This is a genomic window from Thermodesulfobacteriota bacterium (assembly GCA_035559815.1).
Taxonomy (GTDB): domain Bacteria; phylum Desulfobacterota_D; class UBA1144; order Nemesobacterales; family CSP1-2; genus DATMAT01.
This window is the reverse complement of record DATMAT010000070.1, coordinates 19,828-41,648: the sequence shown is the minus strand read 5'-3', so window position 1 is coordinate 41,648 and position 21,821 is coordinate 19,828. Positions and strand designations below refer to the sequence as shown.

General features: G+C 46.4%; 17 protein-coding genes. 11 read left to right on the top strand and 6 right to left on the bottom strand.

The window, feature by feature from the left end; translation table 11 throughout:
* Positions 1-224 precede the first annotated feature (224 nt).
* A complete protein-coding gene (gene cofE, locus VNN20_16475) occupies positions 225-989 on the top strand; it encodes a coenzyme F420-0:L-glutamate ligase (protein HWP93786.1) in 765 nt (254 codons plus the stop codon).
* Positions 990-1,300: 311 nt separating this feature from the next.
* Here the strand turns inward: cofE and VNN20_16470 are convergent, their stop codons facing one another.
* Entirely contained in the window at positions 1,301-2,182 is an 882-nt protein-coding gene (locus VNN20_16470) for a decaprenyl-phosphate phosphoribosyltransferase (protein ID HWP93785.1), read from the bottom strand.
* A 70-nt stretch (positions 2,183-2,252) separates the two neighbouring features.
* On the opposite strand from VNN20_16470, the gene VNN20_16465 reads away from it, so the two are divergent.
* From VNN20_16465 to VNN20_16450, 4 genes are all read left to right on the top strand, one after another.
* Positions 2,253-2,936 carry a glycerophosphodiester phosphodiesterase family protein gene (locus tag VNN20_16465; protein ID HWP93784.1) on the top strand — a complete coding sequence of 228 codons (684 nt, stop codon included), beginning with the start codon at positions 2,253-2,255 and terminating at the stop codon, positions 2,934-2,936.
* Between the two features lie 62 nt (positions 2,937-2,998).
* Positions 2,999-3,685, top strand: coding sequence for a serine O-acetyltransferase (gene cysE, locus VNN20_16460; GenBank protein ID HWP93783.1), 687 nt, complete (start codon positions 2,999-3,001; stop codon positions 3,683-3,685).
* Positions 3,686-4,082: 397 nt separating this feature from the next.
* Positions 4,083-5,276 carry a cysteine desulfurase NifS gene (gene nifS, locus VNN20_16455; protein HWP93782.1) on the top strand — a complete coding sequence of 398 codons (1,194 nt, stop codon included), beginning with the start codon at positions 4,083-4,085 and terminating at the stop codon, positions 5,274-5,276.
* A 6-nt stretch (positions 5,277-5,282) separates the two neighbouring features.
* A complete protein-coding gene (locus VNN20_16450) occupies positions 5,283-5,708 on the top strand; it encodes a transposase (protein HWP93781.1) in 426 nt (141 codons plus the stop codon).
* Positions 5,709-6,075: 367 nt separating this feature from the next.
* Here VNN20_16450 and argC read toward each other — a convergent pair whose 3' ends face one another.
* Entirely contained in the window at positions 6,076-7,116 is a 1,041-nt protein-coding gene (argC, locus tag VNN20_16445) for an N-acetyl-gamma-glutamyl-phosphate reductase (GenBank protein HWP93780.1), read from the bottom strand.
* A 144-nt stretch (positions 7,117-7,260) separates the two neighbouring features.
* On the opposite strand from argC, the gene gap reads away from it, so the two are divergent.
* From gap to VNN20_16430, 3 genes are all read left to right on the top strand, one after another.
* Complete coding sequence (gene gap / locus VNN20_16440; GenBank protein HWP93779.1) at positions 7,261-8,262, top strand: type I glyceraldehyde-3-phosphate dehydrogenase; 1,002 nt, start codon at positions 7,261-7,263, stop codon at positions 8,260-8,262.
* 6 nt (positions 8,263-8,268) lie between these two features.
* Positions 8,269-9,468, top strand: coding sequence for a phosphoglycerate kinase (locus VNN20_16435; protein ID HWP93778.1), 1,200 nt, complete (start codon positions 8,269-8,271; stop codon positions 9,466-9,468).
* Between the two features lie 248 nt (positions 9,469-9,716).
* Positions 9,717-10,802, top strand: coding sequence for a class I fructose-bisphosphate aldolase (locus VNN20_16430; protein ID HWP93777.1), 1,086 nt, complete (start codon positions 9,717-9,719; stop codon positions 10,800-10,802).
* 256 nt (positions 10,803-11,058) lie between these two features.
* Here VNN20_16430 and fbp read toward each other — a convergent pair whose 3' ends face one another.
* From fbp to VNN20_16415, 3 genes are all read right to left on the bottom strand, one after another.
* On the bottom strand, positions 11,059-12,069 hold the full coding sequence (fbp, locus tag VNN20_16425; protein ID HWP93776.1) for a class 1 fructose-bisphosphatase: 1,011 nt from the start codon (positions 12,067-12,069) through the stop codon (positions 11,059-11,061).
* Between the two features lie 235 nt (positions 12,070-12,304).
* Positions 12,305-12,910: a CvpA family protein gene (locus tag VNN20_16420; GenBank protein HWP93775.1), complete on the bottom strand. Its 606-nt coding sequence runs from the start codon at positions 12,908-12,910 to the stop codon at positions 12,305-12,307.
* Between the two features lie 3 nt (positions 12,911-12,913).
* A complete protein-coding gene (locus VNN20_16415) occupies positions 12,914-15,949 on the bottom strand; it encodes an AAA family ATPase (protein ID HWP93774.1) in 3,036 nt (1,011 codons plus the stop codon).
* Between the two features lie 118 nt (positions 15,950-16,067).
* On the opposite strand from VNN20_16415, the gene VNN20_16410 reads away from it, so the two are divergent.
* Both VNN20_16410 and VNN20_16405 read left to right on the top strand, forming a co-directional pair.
* On the top strand, positions 16,068-17,048 hold the full coding sequence (locus VNN20_16410) for a polyprenyl synthetase family protein (GenBank protein HWP93773.1): 981 nt from the start codon (positions 16,068-16,070) through the stop codon (positions 17,046-17,048).
* A gap of 44 nt (positions 17,049-17,092) precedes the next feature.
* The gene (locus VNN20_16405) at positions 17,093-18,742 is read left to right on the top strand and encodes a methylmalonyl-CoA mutase family protein (protein HWP93772.1); all 1,650 of its coding nucleotides are present in this window, start codon (positions 17,093-17,095) and stop codon (positions 18,740-18,742) included.
* A gap of 30 nt (positions 18,743-18,772) precedes the next feature.
* Here VNN20_16405 and rimI read toward each other — a convergent pair whose 3' ends face one another.
* A complete protein-coding gene (gene rimI / locus VNN20_16400) occupies positions 18,773-19,195 on the bottom strand; it encodes a ribosomal protein S18-alanine N-acetyltransferase (GenBank protein HWP93771.1) in 423 nt (140 codons plus the stop codon).
* A 353-nt stretch (positions 19,196-19,548) separates the two neighbouring features.
* Between rimI and VNN20_16395 the strand changes: the two genes are divergently transcribed.
* A complete protein-coding gene (locus VNN20_16395) occupies positions 19,549-21,657 on the top strand; it encodes a cytochrome c/FTR1 family iron permease (protein ID HWP93770.1) in 2,109 nt (702 codons plus the stop codon).
* The last annotated feature ends 164 nt before the right edge of the window (positions 21,658-21,821 follow it).

Below are 21,821 nucleotides of genomic sequence, written 5' to 3'. Positions count from 1 at the left end.
ATGTGATTTGGACAGCATATGCAGAGTAAACAGACAAAAGAGGGGTAACCTGGTTTTGAAAAGGAGGTTTTATCTGTCTAAAAGCCTTGTTTTACGGGGATGGATTTCTTGATACCTGATTATTTTGGACAGCAGTGTTTTATTCTATTAATTTAGACTAGCTAAATGAAAGTTTTCTTCCCCCACACCTAAACTTCCGTTATAATGAACATCGGAAAATCACAATGAGTTCCCGCCCACAAACTATCTCCATCATTCCCATCCCTGGCATTCCGGAGATAAATCCGGGAGATGACCTTATTAATATAGTGACCGATGCTTTTTTCAAACAAGATATTTCCATAGTAAACGGAGACATAATAGTTTTTGCCCAGAAGATAATCTCAAAGGCAGAGGGCAGAATTGTTAAACTTAGCGAGATAACACCTTCTACATTTGCCATTAAATTTGCTAAAGAATGGAATAAAGACGCGCGCATGGTAGAAGTAGTGCTCTCCGAATCGAAAAGGATCGTCAAGATGGATAAGGGGAGATTAATAGCCGAGACGAAACACGGCATAATATGCGCAAACGCCGGCGTCGATGCGTCGAATGTATCGGGTGGAGATACAGTTACCATTCTACCAATTGACCCGGACCAATCGGCAAAAAAACTGGCGGAAGGGTTCAAAGAGAAACTGGGTGTAGAAGTAGCGGTTATAATCACAGACACAGTAGGAAGACCCTGGCGCGACGGGCTTACAGAGATTGCTATCGGATGCTGGGGAATGAAACCGTTAAAAGACTACCGAACGAAGCTCGATTTAAAGGGCTACGAACTCAAAGCCACTCTCATTGCCGTTGCCGACGAAATCGCCGGGGCCGCCGGGTTGGTCATGGGTAAAAACGATTCCGTCCCGGTGGTCGTAGTAAGAGGCTACGCATTCGAGAGAGGGGGCAAAGGGGCAGGGGAGCTCATCAGAAAACCCGATGACGACCTGTTCCGGTAGGTAACAGTGTATAATTGGGCAACTCTCCCAACTGCTATAGCCGAATACTCACCGCTTATGACATGCGGGAACAAACTATATCGGGTATCCATATTTTTTGTCATCCCCGAACATATTAATCGGGGATCCATTTTTTAAAACTGGATTCCCGCTTCCACGAAAATGACGACATGTGATATTGCCCTTCCCTGCGCACGCGGGGATAGGCTTCGCTGGAATGTTAACTGGTAGGTGTTTCGGTTCTCAGTTTTCGAGAGGATGAACCTGGAATAAATGAATCTTCAGATGTATTGATACCGTCAAGACCTAATTTATTTTAGAAACCGCATGATATCGTTAAGGTGGATAATAATGGCCGTTACCACAACCCAGAGAAATACACATATGAAGAGCCCTTTATCTTTGAGCAGGGCATCGGTCGGGTCGCCGTTTGCGTTCGTTTGCACCAGATACATATAGCGGAGAACCCCGTAGATAACAAAGGGCACCGTCACTATTATTCCTCTCAGGCCTCTATCCACCACATATATCGAATACGCCACGATGGCCGTAGTGGAAAATATGGCCAGGGTAGTGTCAAGAAAGTTCACCGTATATTTCGCCAGCACCTTCCGATGGGAGGTTGAGTTGTCAAATGACGCCAGCTCAAAACGCCTCTTGCCGAATGCCAGTAGCAGAGAAAGAAGAAAGGTTACCAAAAGAAGCCAGATGGAAATCTGCACCTTGGAGGCCACACCCCCCGCTTCAATCCTGAATACAAACCCGAGAGCTATACAAAATGCATCGACGATGAGGATATGTTGGAGAAAATAGGAGTAGGCAACGTCGAGTATCAGGTAAAGAGCTATTATCAGAATGAAATATTGGCCGAACTTCAAGGAAAGCCCGATAGATATGGCCAGGGTTATAAAAATCAGGAGATATGCCTGAGACTCGGTTACCCTTCCCGATGCTATGGGGCGATTTTTCTTCTGCGGATGGAGGCTGTCAGCCTCCTTGTCGAACAAGTCGTTAATTATATACCCAGCAGAGGAGGCAAAAGAAAAGGCAAAAAAAGCATGGATCATCTTTAAGAATACCTCATGATGGGTGAAGAGCACGCCGCCAAATAGAGGAGGGGCAAAAATCAACAGGTTTTTAACCCATTGAGCAGGTCTAATGAGATAAAAGAAATCCTTTAACGGAATATTCATTTGGGTTATCATTCTACAGTTTCCCAAGTATATTGCAACGAGACTCGTGTAGCTCAGGTATATTAACCTTATGCAAAATAGCCAAAAACGCCATTTCTATAAAATTGCCCATCGCGGTGCGAGTGCATACGAGCCTGAAAACACCCTTCGTTCTTTCCGGCGGGCACTGGATATGGGAGCCGATTTAATCGAGTTTGATATAAGGCTGTCTTCGGATGGACATTTGATAGTCATACATGATAAAAAGGTGGACAGGACAACCGATGGAACCGGCCTGGTAAGAGAAATGACGCTCGGTCAACTGAAGAAACTGGACGCTGGAAAGGGAGAGAAGATTCCCACCTTCGAGGAAGTAATTGATTTCGGTAAAGGGAAAACAAGGTTTGTAGTTGAGCTAAAAGAAGGAGGAACCGAGGAAAAGATTGTTAATCTAATAAGAGAAAATGACTTGTTTCAAGACGTGGTTATAGTCTCTTATCATAGCAAATTGGTTAAAAACGTAAAGGCGCTTGAACCTAGGGTATCCACCGGACTTATCTCTCTTCTCCCTTTTAATGCCGTGGGAAACGGAAAAGAATCCCTGGTGAATATTATCGCCCCGTTTCATTATCTGGTCACCAAGGGCCTTGTGGAAAGGGTTCACCGGAACGGCATGTTCCTTTTTACCTGGGTCGTTGACAATCAAAAAAGGGCGGAAAGGTTAAAGGAGATCGGGGTAGATGGAATTGTAACCAATAAACCCGATATAAAATAGTTTAAATAGACCTTTTGACCGGTTTCTTTGTTTTTTAGTTATTCGGAGTTAGAATAAAAAGCATGGGAATTCTGGATGAAGTCAAATCAGACTTTAATGCTGTATTCGAGAGAGACCCAGCCGCAAGAAGCTCCCTCGAAGTCATATTTGCCTACCCCGGTTTCCACGCCATAGTCCTTCACCGTATGTCCCACTGGCTATGGAATAACCATTTGGAATTTCTAGCAAGGGTGCTGTCTCATATTTCTCGCGCCCTTACCGGAATCGAGATTCATCCCGGGGCCAAGATCGGAAAGAGCTTTTTCATCGACCACGGCATGGGCGTGGTGATTGGAGAGACTTCCGAAATAGGAGATAACGTAACCATCTATCACGGGGTTACTCTGGGCGGAACCAGTTTTACCAGGGGAAAGAGGCATCCGACCATTGAAAACAACGTTACGATCGGAGCGGGGGCGAAGATTCTGGGCCCGTTAACTGTTGGGGCCAACAGCAAAGTAGGAGCTAATTCTGTGGTAATTACTGATGTCCCGCCTAACTCAACCGTGGTAGGTGTCCCAGGAAAGACTGCCTTGAGGGAAGTTTACCCCGGCCTTGAGCACAACAAGCTTCCCGACCCCGAAGAACGCGCTATCCAATCCCTGGCCGACCAGATGAAGGAACTAGAGAAGCGGATTAATTCTTTGGAGTCCGAGTTGGAAAAAACCAAACAAGAGAATAAAGTCCTCAAAGTGGTAAAGACAAAGTAATAATACGAAAATCGTAAAAAGATCCAGTATCACGGGTCATGATTCTCTTTGAAGTATGGTAAAACTCAATTAGTTACAAGCTTATCCATGAAGAGGCTACAAAACTCTTTCAATCTGTTAAAAGAACCCGCTCGTTCTGAGCCTGTCGAAGAACGTCTCTCATGGAGAATAAGAATACTTCATCCTTCGATAAACTCAGGATGAGCGGATGTAGTTATCCGCTAAATACTAAATACGACGTAACTGGAACATCGTTGGGACTGAATAGATATTCAGTAGGACCTGCAATTTAGGACTATATTAGAAACCTGCTAACTAGGTTATAACATTAACCAAAATGAAATCTCTTATTTAGACTATATTACATACCTGGCTTCGCTCGAAAATCTAAAAAACCATGAAAAAAATATATCTAGACTACAATGCAACAACTCCTGTCGACCCTCGGGTTTTTGAGGCAATGATTCCTTACCTCAAAGAGGAATATGGCAATCCTTCGAGCATTCATTCCTTCGGAAGTCGAGGTAAAGCCGCACTCGACAACTCCAGAGAACAGGTTGCAGAACTCCTCGGAGCTCGACCCAAGGAGATCGTTTTCACCTCCTGCGGAAGTGAAAGCAACAATTTCGCCATAAAGGGCGTGGCAATTGGTTTAAGGGAGAAAGGAAATCATTTAATCACCACCCAGGTAGAACACGCCTCGGTGATCGAAACCTTCCGATTCCTCGAAGACCAAGGGTTTAAAGTCACATACCTGAGCGTCGATAAAGATGGACTTATAAATTTAGATGAGCTTAGAGACGCCATAACCGACCAAACCATTCTGGTCTCCGTCATGTCTGCCAACAACGAAACCGGGGTAATCATGCCGATTAAAGAGATTGCCGAGATAGTTAAAGAGAAAGGAGTTATCCTCCACACCGACGCCGTTCAGGCAGCAGGAAAGATGGAGATAGATTTGAAGAATATCCCTGTTGACCTTCTTTCCATTTCCGGCCACAAGCTATACGGGCCGAAAGGCGTGGGTGCTACTTACATAGGAACCAATGTAGGAACACGCCATGGCCTGTTCCTAAAGCCAATAATCCACGGAGGCGGGCAGGAGAGAGGAAGACGTTCTGGAACAGAGAACGTGGCCGGGATTGTAGGACTGGGAAAAGCTTGCGAGATTGCAAAAGAAGAAGTCAGGAGTCAGGAGTCGGAATACCGAATAAAAAGCTTGAGAGATGAACTCTGCAGAGGAATCATGGAGAGGATAGATGGGGTTAAACTGAACGGCCATCCGGAAAAAAGGCTCTCCAATACACTCAACTTGAGTTTTGATGGAGCAGAGGGTGACTCGCTGGTAATGAATCTCGACCTCGAAGGAATTGCAGTGTCGACCGGTTCCGCCTGTTCCGAGGGAAACGTCGAGCCCTCGCATGTGCTCCTGGCTATGGGACTGACCAGGGAAGAAGCTGTTTCATCCCTCCGGTTCAGCCTGGGAAGATTTACGAAGAAGGAGGATGTAGATCGGGTAATAAATGTTTTGCCCAACATTGTGCAAAGAATAAGAACGATTCGTAGAGACGCCATTCATGGCGTCTCCTGAGAAACAATGTCTGACACAGGTTTATACAAAGGCAAATACCGTACCGAATCCACCCGATTAAAGGAATGGGATTATTCCTCTTTTGGTCATTATTTCGTGACGATTTGTACGAAAAATCGGGAATGTGTATTTGGTGAGATCGCAGTTGGGAAAATGGAATTATCTAAAATTGGAGAAATGGTCATGCAATATTGGCTAGAAATCCCTCGGCAATTTCATAATGTTAAATTAGATGAATTTGTGATTATGCCAAATCATGTTCATGGGATTGTAACAATTGAAAAACGAAATGATAAAGATGCAACTAATTGTAGAGACGGGATTAATCCCGTCTCTACAATTAGACAGAATCCAATGCTGTCAGAACGCTCGTTATTCAAGATAATTCGCTGGTTTAAAGGAAGATGCACCTATGAAATAATAGGATGCTAAAAATCCGTTTTTCCTGGCAATCAAGATTTCATGACCATGTAATCCGAGATGAAGAATCGCTACGAAAAATCAGGGAATATATACGTAATAATCCTCTTAAATGGGATTTTGATGAAGATAACCCCACTGTTTTTCTAAAGAAGAAAAAGAATCATCACGATACCTAGAACAAAATAGGGGGGGGTAAGCTAGCTGCAATCGACGGCCGTGTTGTGAAAAGATGAAATAAGGGAGTATGGGAGTGTGGGGGTATGGGCGTATGGAGGTGTGGGAGTATGAATGAATGGGGGAAAAGGAAATGAACCAATTTACACTGGTAATAGGAAATAAGAATTACTCATCCTGGTCGCTTCGCGCCTGGATAACACTAAGGAAACACCGGAGGCATGTCCAGGCCGAGAGACTCGTCAAACCCCATCATGACGTTCATATTCTGAATAGCCTGGCCGGAGGCGCCCTTTACCAGGTTGTCGAGGACGGAGATTACGACCGCAGTCTTGTTCCTTGGATTTGCCCTCATTCCGATATCGCAGAAGTTTGAGCCTCTGACATCATTCGTGGATGGATAGGTTTTTTCCGGTGTGATTCTAACGAATTTTTTGTCTTCATAGAAGCGGCCATACAAATGAAGAAGCTCTCCGGTTTTTATTTCCTCTTTCAGCCTCACGTAAATTGTCGAGAGTATTCCCCTGTCCATAGGAATTAGATGAGGGGTGAATGAAACTTTTACATCCAGCCCGGAATAGCTCGAAAGCACCTCCTCGATCTCCGGCGTATGGCGATGTTCTCCCACCTTATATGCCTTAACACCCTCGTTCACCTCGCAGAAATGAAGGCCGAGTTCTGGCGACCTCCCCGCTCCAGAGACGCCTGATTTTGAGTCTACAATAATTGAGTCCGCCTCTATCAATTTATTTTTTAGAAGAGGGGCCAGCCCAAGGATGGCCGATTCCGGATAGCATCCCGGATTGGCCACGAGCCTGGCTTTAGCAATCCTGGATTCAAAAAGCTCGGTGATCCCGTAGACCGCTTCATTTATAAGCTCCGGGCAATGGTGTTCCCCGTACCATTCCTTATAAACCGGGTAACTGAGCCGGAAATCCGCTCCCAGGTCTACAACCTTCTTTCCTCTCTCCACCAGTTCCTGAACCACTTTTGCCGAGGCTCCGTGAGGAAGGGCGGCAAACACGGCTTCGACCTCGTCAGGAATTAACCTTGTATCAAGAGGTTGAAGCTCTAGGTCATAAAAACCCCGAAGGTGGGGGAGCACTTCCCAGATCTTTTTTCCGGCATGTTTTTCCGCAGTTGCGTATACTACCTCAACTTTAGGATGAAGAAGAAGAAACCTTAGCAGGTCACTCCCGGTATAGCCGCTTGCCCCTAAAACCGCAACCCTTTTCTTTGACATGAGACCTCAAAAATATCTGGTAATTAGGCTAAATTCAAGTTTTAGATTGATATGTAATAGACCCTAAAACCTTGACTCCAAAGTTCAAAAGGGGTAATTTGTAATTAGACTTATCCCACTAAAGACAATCTTCCGGAGGAAAAAATGTCAATAAAGGTAGGTATTAACGGTTTTGGGAGAATAGGAAGACACGTTCTTAGAATCGGTCTTGGCAGAAAAAATATAGATTTTGTAGGCATTAACGATATTACCGATGCAAAAACGTTAGCTCATCTCTTTAAATACGACTCGATTTTCGGTCCATACAAAGGCGATGTTAAATCAGAAAACGGTCATATCCTGGTGGACGGGCGAACCATCCGGGTATTTTCCGAGAGGGACCCGAAAAAAATCCCCTGGGAAGATGTCGGTGCAAACGTGGTTGTGGAGGCAAGCGGGCTTTTCACCTCGAAAGAGGCCGCTTCATCCCACCTGAGAGGCAGTGTTAAGAAAGTGCTAATTACCGCACCTGCGAAAGGAGAAGTTGACCTCACCGCAGTGATAGGCGTTAACCACGACCGGTACGACCCGGCAAAACACCACGTCGTTTCCAATGCCTCTTGCACCACCAACTGCTTCGCCATGTTGGTCAAGGTACTTCATGAGAACTTCAAGATCAAGAGGGGTGAAATGTCCACGATTCATTCCTACACCAACGACCAGAGAATTCTGGACGCCCCGCATAAAGACCTGAGAAGGGCACGCGCAGCCGCTTTATCTATAATCCCGACCAGCACCGGAGCGGCTAAGGCAATTGAATTGATATTCCCGGAGTTGAAGGGCAAATTGAGCTCCGTGGCTTTAAGGGTGCCGACCGCCGATGTGTCGGTAGTGGATTTTAGCTGCGAGGTCGAAAAGAATACAAGCGTAGAGGAAATCAACGAGAAGTTTAAACAGGCTGCCGAGGGAGAACTCAAGGGTTACTTGAGATATACCGACGAGGAACTGGTCTCATCCGATTTCGTGGGCGACTCCCACTCAGCGGTCTTTGATTCATCCCTTACCTCGGTCGTAGGCGGCAACCTGGTCAAGGTCATAGGCTGGTACGACAACGAGTACGGATATTCCTCCAGGGTAGTCGACCTAATCGAACTCATAGGGAGATAAGAGTTCATGTCCAAAATGGTTATCTCAGACCTGCCCGACTCCGAATTTGAAGGAAGAAGGGTGTTTGTAAGGGTCGACTTTAATGTGCCGATCAGAGACGGAATAATAAGCGAAGATTACAGAATAAGAAGGGCAATCCCCACCATCGATTACCTCGTAGAAAAAGGGGCAAAGGTCGTGCTGGGCTCTCATCTGGGAAGACCCAAGGGAAGAGCGATACAGGACCTTTCTTTAAGGGCAGTCTCCTCACGAATCTCCGAGCTTCTGGGCAAACCGGTGAAATTCATCGGAAAGGTGATAGGAAGGGAAGTAAAAAGCGAGGTTGACGACCTGGAAGAAGGAGAGGTGATGCTCCTAGAGAATTTGAGATTTCATATCGAAGAAACCGAGAATGAATCTGAATTCTCCAAGCAGCTTGCGTCTTTAGCCGATATATACGTAAACGATGCGTTTGGGACATCCCACCGGAAACATGCCTCTACTTATGGTATGACTTCTCACTTTGATTTAAGGTTGGCCGGATTCTTGGTCAACAAGGAGTTGAAATTCCTGACTAAACTCAAAGAAAACCCAGAGCACCCTTTTATAGTAATCGTGGGAGGGGCAAAGATTAAGGACAAGATAAGCGCCCTTAAAAATCTTATCGAAAAAGCAGACAAGGTACTCATTGGGGGTGGAGTAGCCTACACCTTTCTCAAAGCAAAGGGGGTAAACGTAGGAAGCTCCCTTACAGAAGACGAGATGATAGATTGGGCCAAAGATGCGCTACAAAACTACCAGGAGAAGATCTATCTCCCTATAGACCATGTGGTTGCGGAAAGCATCGAAAAGCGGAAAACCCTCATGGTCGTGGACCAGGAGATTCCCGAAGAGTTTAAGGGGTTTGATATCGGGCCCAAGACTGTGGGCCGGTATATATCGCAGATTCAGGGGAACGGATTAATTTTCTGGAATGGCCCCATGGGGGTTTTTGAAGTAGCCGATTTCTCCGCAGGCACGACCCACGTTGCCCGCGCGGTCGCCCTGGCCACCTGGAGGGGAGCTACCACGGTGGCGGGCGGTGGCGAAACTATATCCGCACTCAGAAAATCCGAAGTTCTGGATTCAGAGATAGTGCACATCTCTACCGGCGGCGGGGCTTTACTAGAATTTCTGGGCGGCGAAGAACTCCCCGGAATCTCGATATTAAATGATAAGAGAGAATAATAATTAACAAGCCACGAATTAACACATATGAGCACGAATGAAACCAAAATTCCAAATAATAAATCACAAATCTCAAACGATCTCGAAGTAATAAATTCAAAATCTTTTAATAGAGTAATGACAGTAAATTCAGTATTTGGAAATTAGAGTTTGTTTGTAGTTTGAAATTTGGTCAGTGACGCTTCTATCACATTAAACTTTGGTTAATCAGCAGTCGGCAAAAATAAAAAATAAGGGGGTAGAAAAAAATGGCACGAGTTAGAACTTCTTTCAAATCCGATACCGCCTCGATAGTCGAATTATTAAGAGACGAAGCCGATTATCTCTTGAGTCACGAGTGCAAGACCATTTCTAAAGAACAACTACATCTTCCCGGACCCTCCTTTATAGATGACATACTAATTCCCTCTGACCGTCCTACTGCCGTTTTAAGGAATATGCAACTGCTCTTCAACACCGGCCGTTTAGCCGGTACCGGCTATCTGTCGATCTTACCGGTGGACCAGGGAATAGAACACTCTGCCGGTGCTTCTTTTGCTCCAAACCCGATTTACTTCGACCCGGAAAACATCGTTAGACTGGCAATCGAGGGCGGATGCAATGCGGTGGCCTCAACACTTGGAGTTTTAGGCTCGGTATCTAGAAAGTACGCTCACAAAATTCCTTTCATCGTGAAGATCAACCACAACGAATTACTCACCTATCCCAACAAGTACGACCAGATTCTTTTCGCCAACGTCGACCAGGCCTTCCAGATGGGAGCAGTTTCAGTCGGTGCTACCATATACTTCGGCTCGGAGGAGAGCACCCGCCAGATTCAGGAGATAACGGAGGCCTTCCACTATGCTCATAGCCTAGGATTGGTCACCATACTTTGGGCTTACCTGAGAAACCCAGCCTTCAAGACAGATAAAGCGGATTACCATCTCTCTGCGGATTTGACCGGACAGGCGAATCATCTAAGCGCAACGATCGAGGCGGATATAATCAAACAGAAACAGGCCGTAAATAACGGAGGCTTCAAGGCGTTAAAATTCGGGAAAACGGATGAAAGGGTTTATACCGAACTCACCTCAGACCACCCAATAGATTTGACCCGCTACCAGGTGATAAATTGCTACATGGGCCGGGCCGGGTTGATAAATTCAGGCGGCGAATCTACAGGCCAGAGCGACCTTGCCGAAGCGGTGCGAACGGCGGTGATAAACAAAAGAGCCGGTGGAATGGGCTTGATTACAGGTAGGAAATCCTTCCAGAAACCGATGAAAGAGGGGATTGAGTTGCTTCACGCCGTCCAGGATGTCTATCTCAATAAAGACATTACCGTGGCGTGAAAATTTAAGTTTTTAGCAACTATGGATAGATAGCCGGCACTTTCTATTGACCATACGCTGTGGAATACCCACATTAATTGATGCAAAAGGTTAGAAAACCCATTCCGCCTCTACCTAATCGTTCTTAGGGAACGCATATATGCGTTCCCTATAGTTCCTATTACCTGAGCTGTGCTATTGTCTTAACTGGTTAAGTCTGGCTTGAATTAACAGTTGATTTAGGTTGCATAGCCATTACCCTATGCACGTCTAACCACTATGCGGAGTACTTTCTCATAAATTCCTCTGCTTTCAGAACCATTTCCTCAGAGCCAATAAAGATAGGTGTCCTTTGGTGTAACTCCTTAGGCTCGATATCCAGAATACGCCTGAATCCATCAGTGGCCCTGCCTCCGGCTTGCTCGACGATGAATGACATGGGATTACATTCGTATAAGAGTCTTAATTTTCCGCGGGGCGAATCCTTCGTGGCCGGATAAATAAAGATGCCCCCGCTTATCAGGTTCCGATGAATATCCGCCACCATCGAGCCTATGTACCTCAAGGAGTAGGGACGGTTAGTAGACTTATCTTCATGCTTGCAGTACCTGACGTATTCCTTAACCCCTTCTGGAAAGCTAACAAAGTTCCCCTGATTGATCGAATATATCTTTCCGGTTTTCGGTATTTGCATATTGGGGTGAGAAAGACAAAACTCACCGATTGATGGATCCAGTGTAAATCCATTAACTCCATGTCCAGTCGTATATACCAACATAGTGGACGAGCCATATACAACGTAGCCGGCCGCAACCTGCTCCGAGCCCTTTTGCAGGAAATCTTCTATAGTACAAGAACTGGACGGAGGAGAAATGCGCCGATAAATTGAAAAGATAGTGCCAACCGATACGTTGACATCGATATTCGAGGAACCATCTAACGGGTCTATAGCCACTACATATCTTGCGTCCTTAGATATTTCATTATCCACTGCTATGATATCTTTGTTTTCTTCAGAGGCGATGCCACAACACTCCCCGCCTAATTGTAGAGCGGCTATAAACCTCTTATTGGCAAAAACGTCTAGTTTTTTAACCTCCTCCCCCTGTATGTTCATGGTACCTGCCGTACCCAATATATCCACCAATCCCGCTTTATTCACCTCTCTATTGACGATTTTAGCCGCGAGTCCGATATCCCTCAAAAGTCGGGACAGTTCACCGGTGGCGTAAGGAAACTCCGTCTGTCTTTGAATAATGAATTCATCGAGGGTCAAAATACCGATCATAACCCTAATATTACCCAAAGTTTCAAGGCAAGGGAACTTCCTGGCAAAAGGTAAAACTGGAATAGCTTCTAACACCAGTTTGGTGGGCTAAACCCAGGGATGACATTCCCACCGGTTATGTAGCCACACCCTGCATTTGAGCGGTTTCTAGCTTCGTTTACGTAGCCAGGGCTCCCTCCTGTGTTGGTCCCCGGTTTAAGGTGAAAGGACGCCGTTTCTACGGCTTATAGTCAGTTTATTTCTTCTTTGTTTCCTTCTTCTCCGTGGTTTCATCTTTGAAAGTCTCTCTAATCCTCTCCGCTTCTTTGAATGCCGTTGTTAGCCCTTTTTCCTGGATTAGTTTCTTTACTCGAATTATCCCGTCACTAAAATCCTCAGGGACGGTTTCCTTAAGGGCAGTGAACGATTCTTCGATATAGGGAACCATGGTCGAATCTCTGAAGGGAGGCTCTTTTGGAGAGAAGAAAAAACCTACTGCTGAAACGAGTGAAAAAGCAATGACGATTCCTTTTATTGCCCCTACCATACCCCCGCATGCTCGGTTAAGCCAGCTCAGACTCAACGTCCCTATTATCCTGGTCAGCATCCAGCCCAGTATCTGGAATAATATATAGACGACCAGGCTTGTGGCTATGAACCCGGCTATGCTGGCCATAGGCTTGTTTTTCAGGAGGCCGTAACTAATGAATATATCCCCGGCTAAGTCGTAAAACATCACACCGGCTATTATTCCACCGATCAGTGCAACTACGGAAATTACCTCCCTGATCAATCCCCGCATGAAACCAAGGAGTGTAAACAATCCAATTATTATCAATATGGCAATGTCTAACCAGTTCATATCCTATGAATGAAGAACTTCGAAGCTAGACCCCCTCCCCGGTTCTTTGGTAACTTCAATTCTCACCGGGAATTTGTCCTTCAAGTCGTCGACGTGAGTAATCACCAGAATCTTATCAAAATCGTCCTTTATCGCATTTATCACCTGGATAAACTGGCCGAGCCCGTCCTTATCCTGAGTGCCAAAGCCCTCGTCTATCACCAGGGTTCTAAGCTGAGCACCAGAACGGTTGGCGATGAATTTGGAGATTGCTACCCTCAAGGCAAAGTCTATCCGGAAAGCTTCTCCCCCGGAATAAGTCTCGTAGCTTCTAGTACCCGATGAATCGGCTATTTTGATATCAAGTGTCTCCTTCTCCCCGCCCTTCTGGGTCGGCCTCAGCATCTCTAGGCTAAGAGTCATAGTTCCCTCGGTCAGTTTCGACAGGAGATTATTGGCCTCGACCTCAATCTCCGGTACCGCGTTTTCTATTATAAGCGCCTGTATGCCGTTTTTGCCAAAGGCCTTTTCAAGCTCCTGATAAACGGTCAAATCATAACCGAATTTCTCTATCTGTTTTAATACTTGTCCCCTTCTGTCCTCTAATTTTATGATTCTCTCAAGCTCACTGAAAACCCTGCTCTTCTCTTCCAGCACGGTATCCTTGTCTCTTTTATATCTGAAAATCTTCTCCTGAAAAGCGTTTCTCTTATCCTCAAGATCCCGGCTTTGGCTCACCACTTCCTCCAGGTCTTTTATTTCTTTCTCGATCCTCTGAATCCTCTCTCTATCCTCGTTTATCCTTTTTTGAATGCTATCCCTCTCCCTTTCCCGGTGAGTTAAGCTCACCTTAGCTTTGTTAAGGTTCTCTTTTTCCCTGGAGAATCTCTCCAGTTTGTGCAGGGTGCTCTTTATCTCTTTGTGTTTTTCCTCATCATACCCGACCTGGTCGATTTCTATCTTAATCTTGGCGAGCTTATCTTTGTGCTCAAGCGCATAAAGACCCTGGTCGATCAGTCTCGATTGATAGGCAATATCTTTTTGGGTATGGGCAAGCTCTTTCTCTATATCCCCCTTACTCCTTTGCGCCTCCTCCAGCAGCCGGTGCTCCACCTGAAAACTTCTGAGTGCTTCCAGCCTTCTCCTAAGCTCCTCATGCTCCGATTCTTTGTAGTCTAAGCCTTCCATCTGAAGCTTTAACTTTTTATACTCTTCTCGAAGTTCAAGAGCAAAATTTTCTTTTCCGAGAGTGTCCTTTAAATACTCAAGTTCCTTCCCTGCGGTCTCCAATTCTCCAAGGGCAGATTTCGAATCAGCCAGGGTTTTTTCCTTTTCCCCTAGCTCCTTGCTGAGAATGGATATGTCCATTAGCCCCGATTCAATCTGTTTTATCCGAGAAATGACCCCATTTTCCTCTTCCCCAAGACTGGAAAACTTCTCCAGCTCTTCCCTGAGAGCATTTTGAAGCTCGTTGATAGATCTCTCAAACTTTTCCATAAGCGCCTTTCTAGCCTCCTCCTCTAGAGGAGACTGGCAAAGAGGGCATTGCGCTTTTTCCGCCTCAGACCTGACGATTGCCAGCTTCTGTCTTTCCTCTTCCAGCTTTCTCTTTAATTCGGATTCTTTCCAGCTCGATTCCTTCTTGGATTCACCTATTTTCTTGAGCGTCTCCTTCAAGGCTTCTGCCTGGACTCGTATTCCCTCGTTGTCTCTAATTTTAGCCCTCAACCCCTCACACTCTATAGTTAGCCTTTCCACATCCCCCGCTCTTTGACGAAGATCCTTGATCCTTGATTCGACCTCTTTTATTTGCGCCTCGACCTGGAACCGGACTCTTTGAATTTCGTTCTCTAATTGGTTTGACCTGGTTTTGAGTTCATCAAATACTTGCTTCTTTCGTTCTAACTCCACCTGCCGGCTCTCTACCTCCAGGAATTTTTTGAATCCGTCTACAATCTCTTTCTCCCTCTTTATAAGCTCTCCGACCTGGTCGAGCCTTCTTTGAAGCTCCCGCTCCTTTCCCTTTAAAGAGCTTACCCTCTTCTCTATTTTGTATCTCTCCTCGGTGATGGCCCGCTCCAATTTCTCGCCTTCCCTTAGAAGTTTCGTATAAACCATCAGCTTCTCAGAATAAACCTTCTCCTTTTCTCTCGCTTTTTCCAACTGTTCATAACCCTCGAGGATATCACCCTCTTTAGCAATAACCTCTTTGTCCCTTTCAATCGCCGCCGTTATCTTATTTAGCTCCTGGTCAAGACTAATGCTATTCTCCTCGGTTTCCTTCCTGTCTCGAATTAGCCCATCGTAGATTTCCATCTTTGCGTTTATTGCTTCCAATTCCCTTATGAGCGCTTCATAGGACTTCTCGGCCGCCAGTAGCTCTCCGGTGAGTTCCTCCTCTTTGGTTTTGACCTCTTCCAGTTTTTTTAGTAATTCCTCTTTACGCCCAATTTCATACCCAATCTGGTTTTCCTCCCTCCGAAGAGACTCCTCTTCTACCCCTGATTTCAGGGCCAGCTCTCTGGCCTTCCGGGCAAGCCTTTCATATTTATCCAGTTCCAGGATACTTCCCAGGATTTCCTTTCTTTCCGCCGGGGTTCTCTTTGTGAACTCATCCGCCCTACCTTGGAGAATGAACGAAGAACAAATAAAAGAGTCATAGTCCATTTTTAGTACCTTCTCCACCTCGGTCCTCGCTTTATTATCCTGGGCAAGGGGCTTAAAACCCCCCAAACCGCGGTCGAATATCTGGAGTTGAAGAGAACCGGTGGACTGCGACCCTCTCCCTCTTTTTATCGACCGGAGAATACGGTAAAGATTTCCTTCAACCTCAAACTCGAATTCCACTCCGGACTCACTGGCGCCCCTTTTTATAACCTCATCCTTATTTTTTACCCGGCACTTTCCCCAAAGCGCCCAGGTCATAGCGTCGATAAGTGCGGATTTCCCGTGTCCATTCTTTCCGGAGAGGCAAGCTATGTTGAATTCCTTAAAATCGAGAGGGGGGACGGAATCGCCATAACTCAGGAAATTCTTCAAGGATAGTCTAACCGGAACCATAGTTTGAATACTTTACGAAATCTAATGATACATAAAGCCAGTTGGGAATTAAAGCGGAGACCCTCTGATAACGCCACTACTTTGACTTATACGGCTGGTTCAGATAACTTAAAATCAGATGAAACTATCTGAAATCATAGAAGTTATTGCCCCAGATTTAGAACAGGTGGAAAGAGAGCTCGAGGAGAACATAGGCTCTCTGGCTTCCCTGGTCAATGAAATGTCCAAATACATACTGGGAAGCGGAGGGAAGAGGCTTCGTCCCTCGGTTCTGCTACTCTCCAGCGGCGCCTGCGGCCTTCTCTACGGAAAAGAAAGAATCGCATCGGCTGTAGCCATTGAACTCATTCACACTGCCACTCTTCTTCACGATGACGTGGTGGACGATGCGCACATAAGGCGGGGCAAAGAGGCCTCAAACATCGTCTGGGGCAGCAAGCCCTCCGTACTAGTCGGGGATTTCATGCTCGCCCGCGCCCTCGGACTCATGGCATCCTGCGGTAGTTTAGAGATAATAAAAACAATAACCGACGCCGCGGCAAAGCTGGCTGAAGGACAGGTATTCGAGGTTATGGTCGCCAAGAATATGGTCGAGGTGTCCGAGGATGTTTGCTTCGACATAATAAAGAACAAGACCGCCTCGCTCATAGAGAGCTGCGGAAAAGTAGGAGCGATTCTGGCCGGTTCAAACGGAGAGACAAGGGAGGCCCTCGGAAACTATGGATTCAATCTAGGGATAGCCTTCCAGCTTACCGATGATGCACTCGACTATTCGGCCACCGCGGAGGAGTTCGGAAAAGAGATCGGCCAGGACTTGAACGAAGGAAAAATGACTCTACCCCTGGTGTACGCCCTTCGTCGAGCCTCCACTAGAGAGAAGTCTAGGATTATCGATATCCTAAGGAATGATGGATTCAGGAAAGAGGAGTTCGAATTCATCATGGGTGTAGTAGAAAAATACAACGGGGTTCAGCAGACAAAAAAATTGGCAAAGGAATTTGCAGACAAGGCTAAGTATGCCATCTCCTCCCTTCCGGACAACAAATGCAAAGAATCCCTCGGTTCACTGGCCGATTATGTAGCAGAAAGAAAAAAGTAAATTCGCTTTCAGACCGGCATTCTTCGACCTAGAGGAAAAGCGAGATGTCCATAAAAAAGAGTGATTGGGAAAAAAGGATGAATAAAAACCTGAGGGAGAGAAAAAACAAATTCACCACCCCGTCCGGTTTAACCCTTGAAAGACTCTACACACCCGAGGATGTTGAGAAAGTAAGCTATGAAAATGATATCGGCTACCCCGGCGAATATCCCTTTACCCGCGGCGTCCAGCCCACCATGTACCGCGGGAGATTCTGGACCATGCGTCAATACGCTGGGTTCGGCACTGCGGAGGAGACCAACAAGAGATTCAAATATCTACTGGAACAAGGGCAAACCGGGCTTAGCGTCGCTTTTGACCTTCCAACCCAGATGGGATACGACTCAGACCAGCCGATGAGCAAGGGTGAGGTAGGAAGGGTTGGCGTAGCTATAGATTCCCTCGAGGATATGGAGATTCTGTTCGACGGAATCCCGCTAGGAGAGGTAAGCACTTCCATGACCATAAACGCCACGGCTTCTATGCTCCTGGCTATGTACATGGTAGCAGCGGAAAAACAGGGGGTGAGCTCGGATAGAATCCAGGGAACCGTCCAGAACGACCTGCTCAAAGAATTTATCGCCCGGGGGACATACATATTTCCCCCCGAGCCGTCGGTAAAGATCACCGTTGATATCATGGAATACTGCCGCAATTCCATTCCCAAGTGGAATCCAATCAGCGTAAGCGGCTACCATATGAGGGAAGCAGGCTCCACCGCCGTCCAGGAGGTTGCATTTACCCTAGCCGACGCAATAGTGTATTTACAGAATGCAAGGGCAAGAGGACTAGACGTCGAGAAAATAGCGGAGAGGGTCTCCTTCTTCTTTGCCGTTCATAATAACTTTCTGGAAGAGGTGGCAAAGTTCCGTGCAGCCAGAAGGCTATGGGCGAGAATTATGAAGGAAAGGTTCGGGGCCAAAGATGACCGGGCCTGTATGCTCCGGTTCCATTCTCAGACCTCCGGTGTTACCCTAACCGCACAACAGCCAAGAAACAACATCATGAGGGTAACTATACAAGCACTCGCTGCGGTACTGGGCGGGACGCAGTCACTTCACACCAACTCTTTTGACGAGGCCCTGGCACTGCCGTCTGAAGAGGCCGCTACCATCGCCCTCCGCACACAACAGGTGATCGCATACGAAAGCGGTGCAGGAGACACGATAGACCCGCTGGGCGGTTCCTATGCCGTCGAAGCCCTAACCAACAAGATAGAGGAGGAAGCGGTTAAATATATAGAAGACATAGATAGAAGGGGGGGGATGATAAAGTGTATCGAGGACGGCTACATCAACCAGGAAATCGAGGATGCTTCCTACCGCTATCAGCTTGAAGTTGAAAACAAAGAACGCATTATCGTCGGGGTGAATGAATTCACGAACAACGATGGAGAGCCTGTCGAAATTCTCAAAATTAACCCGGAGATCGAAACCATCAAAAGAGAAAGGCTCAAAGAGCTTAGAAATAAGAGAGACAACCATAGAGTGAACTCGGACCTGAAGAGGCTGGAAGAAGCGGCAAGAGCCGGTGAGAACCTAATGCCCTTCATAGTGGAGGCGGTAAGGGATTATGCTACCATAGGCGAGATGGCCAGGGCATTGGAGAGGGTATACGAAAGGTTTGGAAGAAGAAACAAGGCCGCGGTCGGATAATCACAGGGGTGACCCGGCCGTTCGTCCATATTATTTCATGCTAAGCATCATCACTATAGCGTCTTCTCCGGTATCACTGTAGTATCCTCGTCTTATACCTATGGGTTTAAAACCCAATTTTTCGTATAGTTTTTGCGCCCCGGTGTTAGTGTGCCTGACCTCCAATATGGCGTACTTTGCCCCCTTCTCTGAAAAATGGTCAAGGCACTCCCTCATCAGGCTGTCGCCTATGCCCATCCTCCTAAAATCTGGATGAACGGCGACGTTAAGTATGTGTCCCTCATCATGTATCATCCATCCAATTATATACCCAGCAACCACACCGCCAATCCTGGAAACGCACTTAAAAGAACGCTTGGATTTTAGCTCCATCTCAAATATCTGCCGGGGCCACGGTGTGGGAAAGCATAATTGCTCTATTGCCATAACCTCATCGAGGTCTTCTGGTCTCATATCATGCAGCATTGGCTTTGGAAGTCTCATAATTTGGAAAGATTTTACAGCGCCACCGAAATCATGGCAAATTGATTTACCAGCATAGGCAACATTCCTTGACACCCCGTATACTCATGGTAACCTTCAAAAAACTATTCATTATTGAAAATAAATTTCAATTTCCCTTTTGCTTTCAGGAACACTGCCGAAATAAGATGCATGTATGTTTTAATAGCTTATTAACCAGGCCTCGCCGACACGACAGTACTCGCTCCCTTGTCCTCCTGAGTATACTGACGACGATTCTTCTCCTTATTCTCCCTGGCATCCCTTCTCACGCATCGGAAGAAGCAAAAAGAATACTCTCTCTTGTGGACTACATTGGCGGAGACTACAAGAACGCTGTCCGGGACGGAATCACCACCAGTGAGGAAGAATACGCCGAGATGCTCGATTTCTCCTCCGAGGCCCTCAATCTTTTCGGAGACCTAAAGTCCTCTGGCGGGGATAAAGCGGGGATTGAATCGAACCTGGTCGAGCTTAGGCGAAAGATTGAGAACAAGTCCTCGGTCAACGAGGTTGAATCTATCTCCAAAGAAATAAAAGCTAGCCTTATATCCGCCTACGGGATAATAACCTATCCCAAGAGTCATCCGTCATTCCAGGTAGGAAAGGATTTATACGAGGGGAACTGTGCCCAGTGCCATGGAGTTTTAGGCGCAGGAAATGGACCTATGGCCTCTAACCTTACCCCTCCTCCCACAAACTTTACCGACGGCGGTACTACCGGAGGGCTTTCTCCATTCAAGGTGTATAACACCATGAGCTTTGGCATAGAGGGAACGGCTATGCCCTCATTCCCGAAATTATCAGAGGACGAAAAGTGGAACATAGCTTTCTACGTGCTTTCGCTCAGCTTCGACCAGAACGCAAGCGAGGAAGGAAAAAAAATACTAAGGGCAACTGATGTGCCAGGGGATATAAATAACTTAAAAGACCTTGCTACACTATCCAATCAGGAAATAATGAACCAAATAAGCCCTTATTTAGAAGATAACGATATATCAAAGGTCGTAGCTTTCCTGAGACGAGGAACGATTGAAACCGAAATCGAAAGAGAGAATCCATTAGCAGTAACTACCAATTTACTAAGAGAGTCAGAGGCGCTCTACGATGAAGGAAAAAGCAAAGATGCATACACAAAAGCGCTCGACGCTTACCTAGAAGGGTTCGAGAGAGTGGAATCAAAGCTGGCGCTTAAGGATAGCAAGCTCACCAGCGAAATCGAAGCAAAATTTACCGAACTAAGGGGAGCAATTAAGGCTGAAAGCGAATCCGAAGAAGTAAAAGCGATTTATGGAGAAATAAATAACAACCTTAACCGGGCCGCTCTTATTCTCGAAAACGGAAAGCCCATCGGTAAGGCCTTTTCGTTCGTAAATTCATTCTCCATCATCGTGCGCGAGGGTTTGGAGGCGGTCTTGATAGTAGCTGCGGTGATAGCCTTCCTTACCGCAACCGGCGCCGGAAGTGCCATCAAATACGTTCACCTCGGGTGGATACTGGCAATCGTCGCCGGCCTCATCACCTGGGTCCTGGCCCAGACGGTCATATCCATAAGCGGGGCACAAAGGGAGATCATCGAGGGTGTAACATCCCTAATTGCCGCAGTGGTGCTTTTTTACGTTAGTTACTGGCTCATCACCAAGATCGAGGTCAAAAAATGGAAGGAGTATATCCAGGGCAAGGTAAAGAAGGCTCTCACCAAGAAGAACGTTTTTGCACTGGCCAGCGTCTCCTTTTTCGCCGTGTATAGAGAGGCTTTCGAGACAGTGCTGTTTTATCAAGCGCTATGGCTGCAGGCCGAGAACTCCCAAGGTGCAGTAATATGGGGGTTTATTGCCGGTCTGGTTTTGCTCCTGGGTCTGGTGGTGGTGATCTTTAAACTCGGTCTCCGCATCCCCCTAAAATACTTTTTCAGCATAACCAGCTTTTTCCTTTATTTTCTTTCTTTCGTGCTAATGGGCAAGGGCATAAGGGAATTTCAGGAGGCAGGCCTGGTGGGGATAACCCCGCTTGATTTTATCCCACAGATAGACCTTCTTGGAATTTACCCCACGCTAGAGACAACCATACCCCAGGGGATACTGCTTCTGGCGTTTATCGCGGCTATTCTGTGGACGAGCTTAATAAAGCAGGAGAGAGAGAAAAAGGAAATTGCTGTCAGTGTGTCCCGCATAGCGGACGATATGAAATCCATGCATGAGGCTTTCGAGCACATAAAAGGACATATTATAGAGTGGAAAAGATGCGAGGAGATAAACCTCGAGGCCGAGGAGTTAGACCGGCAGATTCAGGACGTAATCAGATACGTAGACGAGTTGGAAAACAAGCTGGGAGACTTTTACGATACGGTCTCCAAAAACAGCGAGAAAGAAGATAAGCCCCCGGTAATGGACAAGAAACCCCTTATTAATTGAGAGAAGGTTAATGCCTTTCTCACCTTGTTTAGCCACCCTTAAACATTTATTATTAATAATCTAAATCTCAATTTGAGTTTTACAGAGCAAGAGATTCCTCCCCCCTTGTGGGGGAGGATTAAGGTGGGGGTCAGGACAGGCTTCCCCCGCATAGGGGGGGTGGG

What these genes read in the sequence shown, in the direction of transcription:
- cofE (HWP93786.1), top strand. Translation starts at nt 225, where the DNA reads ATGAGTTCCCGCCCACAAACTATCTCCATCATTCCCATCCCTGGCATT.
- VNN20_16470 (HWP93785.1), bottom strand. Translation starts at nt 2,182, where the DNA reads ATGAATATTCCGTTAAAGGATTTCTTTTATCTCATTAGACCTGCTCAA.
- VNN20_16465 (HWP93784.1), top strand. Translation starts at nt 2,253, where the DNA reads ATGCAAAATAGCCAAAAACGCCATTTCTATAAAATTGCCCATCGCGGT.
- cysE (HWP93783.1), top strand. Translation starts at nt 2,999, where the DNA reads ATGGGAATTCTGGATGAAGTCAAATCAGACTTTAATGCTGTATTCGAG.
- nifS (HWP93782.1), top strand. Translation starts at nt 4,083, where the DNA reads ATGAAAAAAATATATCTAGACTACAATGCAACAACTCCTGTCGACCCT.
- VNN20_16450 (HWP93781.1), top strand. Translation starts at nt 5,283, where the DNA reads ATGTCTGACACAGGTTTATACAAAGGCAAATACCGTACCGAATCCACC.
- argC (HWP93780.1), bottom strand. Translation starts at nt 7,116, where the DNA reads ATGTCAAAGAAAAGGGTTGCGGTTTTAGGGGCAAGCGGCTATACCGGG.
- gap (HWP93779.1), top strand. Translation starts at nt 7,261, where the DNA reads ATGTCAATAAAGGTAGGTATTAACGGTTTTGGGAGAATAGGAAGACAC.
- VNN20_16435 (HWP93778.1), top strand. Translation starts at nt 8,269, where the DNA reads ATGTCCAAAATGGTTATCTCAGACCTGCCCGACTCCGAATTTGAAGGA.
- VNN20_16430 (HWP93777.1), top strand. Translation starts at nt 9,717, where the DNA reads ATGGCACGAGTTAGAACTTCTTTCAAATCCGATACCGCCTCGATAGTC.
- fbp (HWP93776.1), bottom strand. Translation starts at nt 12,069, where the DNA reads ATGATCGGTATTTTGACCCTCGATGAATTCATTATTCAAAGACAGACG.
- VNN20_16420 (HWP93775.1), bottom strand. Translation starts at nt 12,910, where the DNA reads ATGAACTGGTTAGACATTGCCATATTGATAATAATTGGATTGTTTACA.
- VNN20_16415 (HWP93774.1), bottom strand. Translation starts at nt 15,949, where the DNA reads ATGGTTCCGGTTAGACTATCCTTGAAGAATTTCCTGAGTTATGGCGAT.
- VNN20_16410 (HWP93773.1), top strand. Translation starts at nt 16,068, where the DNA reads ATGAAACTATCTGAAATCATAGAAGTTATTGCCCCAGATTTAGAACAG.
- VNN20_16405 (HWP93772.1), top strand. Translation starts at nt 17,093, where the DNA reads ATGTCCATAAAAAAGAGTGATTGGGAAAAAAGGATGAATAAAAACCTG.
- rimI (HWP93771.1), bottom strand. Translation starts at nt 19,195, where the DNA reads ATGAGACCAGAAGACCTCGATGAGGTTATGGCAATAGAGCAATTATGC.